The organism is Streptomyces sp. NPDC001880, from assembly GCF_053594575.1.
In genome coordinates, this window is record NZ_JBSFET010000035.1 from 60,704 (window position 1) to 66,703 (window position 6,000).

Genomic DNA, 6,000 nt, shown 5'->3' on the forward strand with positions numbered 1-6,000 from the left:
TCACCCGACAGCCTCTCAGGCGACGCGTTCGCCGCGCCGCCAGACCGCGTGGACCAGCGGAACACCCGGCCGGTAGGCGAGGTGGACATGACTGGGCGCGTCGAGGAGCACCAGGTCGGCGCGGGCGCCGGGGGCGATGCGGCCGATGTCCGTACGGCGCAGGGCCGCGGCGCCGCCCGCGGTGGCGGACCAGAGGGCCTCGTCCGGCGTCATGCCCATGTCCCGAACGGCGAGGGCGATGCAGAAGGGCATGGAGGATGTGAACGACGAGCCCGGGTTGCAGTCGGTCGAGAGTGCGACGGTGGCCCCCGCGTCGAGGATGCGGCGGGCGTCGGGCCAGGTGGCGCGGGTGGAGAACTCGGCGCCGGGCAGCAGGGTGGCGACCGTGCTGCCCTGGGCCAGAGCGTCGACGTCGGCGTCGGTGAGATGGGTGCAGTGGTCGGCGGACGCGGCGTCGAGTTCTACGGCGAGCTGGACGCCGGGGCCGTGGCCGAGCTGGTTGGCGTGGACGCGGGGGTGCAGGCCCTTCGCGATGCCGGCGGTCAGGATCGCGCGGGCCTGGTCGCCGTCGAAGGCGCCCTTCTCGCAGAAGACGTCGATCCAACGGGCGTACGGGGCACAGGCGTCGAGCATCGCCCCGGTGACCAGGTCGACGTAGCCGGCCGGGTCGTCGGCGTAGTCCGGGGAGACGATGTGGGCGCCGAGGTAGGTGACCTCCTCGGTGTGCCGGGCGGCGATGCGCAGGGCGCGGGCCTCGTCCTCGACGGTGAGGCCGTAGCCGGACTTGGTCTCGAAGGTGGTGGTGCCCTGGCGCAGCGCTTCGGCGAGGTAGCGGGCGACGTTGGCGGCGAGTTCTTCGTCGGTGGCGGCGCGGGTGGCGGCGACGGTGGTCCGGATGCCGCCCGCGCTGTAGGCGCGGCCGGACATCCGGGCGTTGAACTCCTCGGTGCGGTCGCCCGCGAACACCAGGTGGGAGTGGGAGTCGACGAAGCCGGGGATCATCGCCCGGCCGCCTGCGTCGACGGCGTTGTCAGTGGCGGGTGCTTTGCTTGATTCACCGGTCCAGACGATCCGGTCGCCCTCGATGACGACGGCCGCGTCCTGGATGGAGCCCAGGGGGGAATCCGCGCACAGGGAGGGGTCGTTGGTGACCAGACTGGCGATGTTGGTGATGGCGGTCGTCGTCATCGGGGTGCTGCTCTCCTTGCGGGAATCCGGTCTCAGCCGTGCAGGGCGGCGATGGCCGAGGCGAGTGCTGCGGGTACGTCCTCGACGAGTGCGTGCCGCCCGTCGCGGACGATGTGCCGTCCTGCCACGACCGTGTGCCGCACATCGGCCGCGGAGGCGGCGAATACGACCGCTTCGGCCGCGAGTCGGGGCGCCGGTCCCGCTGTTCTGACGGTGTCCAGGGCGACGGTCGCCAGATCGGCGGGCGCACCGGGTTCGATGACGCCCGCCTCCGGCCGGCCGAGCGCCGCGTGTCCGTCGACGGTCGCGGCGCGCAGCAGGGCGGCCGCCGTCCAGTGACCGCGCGCCCGGGTGCGCAGGCGCTCGTCGAGCTCCATCGCGCGGGCCTCCTCGAAGAGGTCGATCACGGCGTGGCTGTCGCTGCCGAGGGAGAGCGGCGAGCCGGCGCGCTGGAGGGCGACGGCCGGGCCGATCCCGTCGGCGAGGTCGCGTTCCGTGGTGGGGCACATGCAGGTGCCGGTCGCCGAGGAGCCGAGGAGCGCGATGTCCTCGGCGGTGAGGTGGGTGTTGTGGATGCCGGTGGTGCGCGGGCCGAGGACCCCGTGGTCGGCGAGGAGCCGGGTGGGGGTGCAGCCGTGGGCGGCGAGGCAGGCGTCGTTCTCCGCGGTCTGCTCGGAGAGGTGGACATGGAGCGGGGCCTGCCGCTCCTCGGCCCAGGCGGCCACGGTGGCGAGCTGCGCGGCGGGCACGGCGCGCACGGAGTGGACGGCCGCGCCGATCAGTGCGTGCTCGCCGTCCTTGAGGAGGGAGGCGCGTTCGGCCCAGGCGTCCGCGGTGGTGTCGGAGAAGCGCAGCTGGTGCCGGTCGGGCTGCTGGTACTGGGTGGGCCGCTTGCCGAATCCGGCGGAGAGGTAGGCGGTGTCCAGCAGCGTGATCCGGATGCCGGCCTCGCCCGCCGCCGCGATCAGGGCCTCGCCCATCGCGTTCGGGTTGTCGTACGGGGTGCCGCCCGGCGCGTGGTGCAGATAGTGGAATTCGCCGACCGCGGTGATGCCGGCCAACGCCATCTCGGCGTACACGGCACGGGCGAGGTCGTAGTACGAGTCGGGGGTGAGCCGGGCGGCGACCTGGTACATGATCTCGCGCCAGGTCCAGAAGGTGCCGGAGCCGACCTGGACGGTGGAGCGCAGGGCGCGGTGGAAGGCGTGCGAATGGGTGTTGGCGAGCCCGGGAAGAGTGAGCCCGCGCAGTACGGTGGCGCCCGGCGGCGGGGTGGCGACACCGGTGCGGACGCCCGCGATCAGCCCGCCGGACACGTCCAGGGCGACGCCCGGCTCGACGTGGTTGCCGAGCCAGGCGTGGGACAGCCAGTACGTCACGGTGGCGGCCCTGGGCCCGTTCGTTTGCGTTGTCAGCTGCACGCGAGACCTTCCAGTACGTCGGCGAGTGCGATCACCCCGGCCACACAGTCGTCCTCGCCCGCGTGCTCGGCCGGCGAGTGCGAGATCCCGGTGGGGTTCCGTACGAACAGCATGGCGGTGGGGACCGAAGCGGACAAAATACCCGCGTCGTGTCCGGCTCCGGTGCCCAGGACGGGTACCGTCCGGCCGGCGCCGCCGTCCCGGCCCGCAAGGATCTTGCCGAGCTCGTCACGCAGGGCGTGCTCGAACTCGACGACGGGCGTGAAGGACTCCCGTACGACATCGAGGTCGATCCCGGCGCGCTCGGCGTGTTCCCTGGCGGCCCGTTCGACACCGCTGACCACGGCGTCGAGAGCCTGCTGGTCGGCGGCGCGGGAGTCGAGCCAGCCACGGACGAGGGAGGGGATGGCGTTGACCCCGTTCGGCTCGACGGAGATCTTGCCGAAGGTGGCGAGGGCCCCGGCGAGCTCCGCCTCGCGGCGGGCGGCCAGCACGGTCTCGGCGTAGGTGAGCATCGGGTCGCGCCGGTCGGCGAGGCGGGTGGTGCCCGCGTGGTTGGCCTCGCCCCGGAAGTCGAACCTCCAGCGTCCGTGCGGCCAGATCGCGGAGGCGATGCCGACCGGGTCGCCGGTGAGGTCGAGGGCCCGGCCCTGCTCGACGTGGAGCTCGACGAACGCGCCGATGCGGGCGAGCCGTTCGGGGTCCGGGCCGATGGTGTCGGGGTCGTATCCGGCCGCTTCCATGGCCTGCGGCAGTGTGATGCCGTCGCCGTCGCGGAGCCGGTGGGCGGCCTCCACGGTCAGCTGTCCGGCGGCGAGCCGGGAGCCCACACAGGCCAGCCCGAAGCGGGCCCCCTCCTCGTCACCGAAGTTGCTGATGGCCAGCGGCCGGGTGAACTCCGCTCCTCTGCGGCGGAGTTCGTCGAGCGCGGCGAAGGAGGAGACCACACCGAGCGGCCCGTCGAAGGCACCACCGTCCGGTACGGAGTCGAGATGCGATCCGGCGACGACGGCGTCCCCGGCGAGGGGGTCGCCGAGCCAGGCCCACTGGTTGCCGTTCCGGTCGACCTCGTAGCTGAGCCCGCGCGCCTCGGCCTGCGCCCGGAACCAGGCGCGGCAGTCGGCGTCGGCCCCGGTCCAGGCGTAGCGGCGGTAGCCCCCGCTGTCCCGGTGCCGGCCGACCGGCAGGAGCTCCCGCCACATGGCCTGGAACGACGCCGGGCCGCCACCGGCCGCGGCGCCCGCACCGGCGCCGCCACCGGCCCTGCCCCCGGCCGCGGCCGTACCCGCGGCCACGGCCCCGGCCCCGTTCGCGCTCGCGTTCGCGTTCCCGGACGGAAGGCTCACTGTCCGTCCTCTGTCATCGGCACACACACGCCCTTGTCCGCGGCGACCGACTCCGCGATGTCGTACCCGGCGTCGACGTGCCGGATGACGCCCATGCCCGGGTCGTTGGTGAGCACCCGGCGGATCTTCTCGCCCGCGAGCTTCGTGCCGTCGGCGACGGTCACCTGTCCGGCGTGGATGGAGCGCCCCATGCCGACGCCGCCCCCGTGGTGGATGGAGACCCAGGAGGCCCCGGAGGCCACGTTGACCATGGCGTTCAGCAGCGGCCAGTCGGCGATCGCGTCGGACCCATCGAGCATCGCCTCGGTCTCCCGGTACGGGGAGGCCACGGAGCCGCAGTCCAGGTGGTCGCGCCCGATGGCCAGCGGTGCGGCCAGCTCGCCGCTCGCCACCATGTCGTTGAACCGCTCACCGGCCCGGTCTCGCTCGCCGTAGCCGAGCCAGCAGATCCGGGCGGGCAGCCCCTGGAAGTGGACGCGTTCGCCGGCCATCCTGATCCACCGGTGCAGCGACTCGTTCTCGGGGAAGAGTTCGAGCATCGCCTTGTCGGTCTTGTGGATGTCCGACGCCTCGCCGGAGAGCGCGGCCCAGCGGAACGGGCCCTTGCCCTCGCAGAAGAGCGGCCGGATGTAGGCGGGCACGAAGCCCGGGAAGTCGAAGGCCCGGTCGTAGCCCGCGAGCTGGGCCTCGCCACGGATGGAGTTGCCGTAGTCGAAGACCTCGGCCCCGGCGTCCATGAAGCCGACCATCGCCTCGACGTGCTTGGCCATCGACTCCCGGGCGCGCTGCGTGAAGTCGGCGGGCTTCTCGGCGGCGTACGAGGCCATGTCGTCGAAGTCGACCCCGAGCGGGAGGTACGACAGCGGGTCGTGGGCGCTGGTCTGGTCGGTGACGATGTCGATCGGGGCGCCCTCGGCGAGCATCCGGGGCAGCAGTTCCGCCGCGTTGCCGAGCAGGCCGATGGAGAGCGGCCTGCGGGCGTCCCGCGCCTCGGTGGCCAGCTGGAGCGCGTGCTCCAGGGAGTCGGCGCGCACGTCCAGGTAGCGGTGCCCGATCCGGCGCTCGATGGCGCGCGGGTCGCAGTCGATACAGATCGCGACGCCGTCGTTCATGGTCACGGCGAGCGGCTGGGCCCCGCCCATGCCGCCGAGTCCGGCGGTCAGCGTGATCGTGCCGGCCAGCGTCCCGCCGAACTTCTTCGCCGCGACGGCGGCGAAGGTCTCGTAGGTGCCCTGCAGAATGCCCTGCGTACCGATGTAGATCCACGATCCGGCGGTCATCTGGCCGTACATGGTGAGCCCGAGCGCCTCCAGGCGGCGGAACTCCTCCCAGTTCGCCCAGTCGCCGACCAGGTTGGAGTTGGCGATCAGGACGCGCGGCGCCCACTCGTGCGTCTGCATGACGCCGACCGGGCGGCCGGACTGGACGAGCATCGTCTCGTCCTGCTTGAGCGTCCGCAGCGTGCGCACCATCGCGTCGAAGGAGCGCCAGTCGCGGGCGGCCTTGCCGGTGCCGCCGTAGACGACGAGCTTGTCGGGGTGCTCGGCGACCTCGGGGTCGAGGTTGTTCTGCAGCATGCGCAGGGCGGCCTCCTGCTGCCATCCCAGGGCGCTCAGTTCCGTACCGCGCGGTGCCCGTACGGGGCGGGGTCCTGACATGGCGGTGCCTCCTCGCGACTGTAAACCTTCTATTCACATCCTGATGGCCTGAATAGTCGTAGTCAACACCCCTGCGCCGTCGCATGGGCAATGACTCGCGCCCGCCCGCGCACAACGTCGCCCGAGCACTCCCGTCGCGCGCCCTCCGCGCGCATCCGTACGCTCCGGCAATTGCTGATGGAAAGTGCCCGAACTCTCTACGGGGGAAAGCACGTTGCGTAGCCTCATGGGCACAGCGAACACGGCACGCCGAGCCGGGCCGGGAGGGGCGTCCACGCACCCTCGACCGCTCCGCCCCGTCGGCTCGCACACCTATGGGGAGGCACCTGTGATCCGAGCACTCGGACTGCGCACCGGGACGAGACAGCCGATGGAGCCCGAGTCCCG

4 protein-coding genes are annotated in these 6,000 nt (G+C 72.6%); all 4 read right to left on the reverse strand.

Features of this window, described 5'->3' with window-relative positions; translation table 11 throughout:
- Positions 1-15: 15 nt before the first annotated feature.
- The 4 genes from hutI to hutU all read right to left on the reverse strand — a co-directional run bounded on the left by hutI (position 16) and on the right by hutU (position 5,613).
- Complete coding sequence (hutI, locus tag ACWCQ6_RS20330) at positions 16-1,188, reverse strand: imidazolonepropionase (RefSeq protein WP_451091033.1); 1,173 nt, start codon at positions 1,186-1,188, stop codon at positions 16-18.
- Positions 1,189-1,220: 32 nt separating this feature from the next.
- Positions 1,221-2,609: a formimidoylglutamate deiminase gene (locus ACWCQ6_RS20335; protein WP_451091035.1), complete on the reverse strand. Its 1,389-nt coding sequence runs from the start codon at positions 2,607-2,609 to the stop codon at positions 1,221-1,223.
- Positions 2,600-3,811, reverse strand: coding sequence for an allantoate amidohydrolase (locus tag ACWCQ6_RS20340; protein WP_451091047.1), 1,212 nt, complete (start codon positions 3,809-3,811; stop codon positions 2,600-2,602). Before ACWCQ6_RS20340 ends, ACWCQ6_RS20335 begins: the two co-directional genes overlap by 10 nt.
- 140 nt (positions 3,812-3,951) lie before the next feature.
- Positions 3,952-5,613, reverse strand: a complete 1,662-nt coding sequence (gene hutU, locus ACWCQ6_RS20345) for a urocanate hydratase (RefSeq protein ID WP_451091037.1) — start codon at positions 5,611-5,613, stop codon at positions 3,952-3,954.
- Positions 5,614-6,000: the final 387 nt, after the last annotated feature.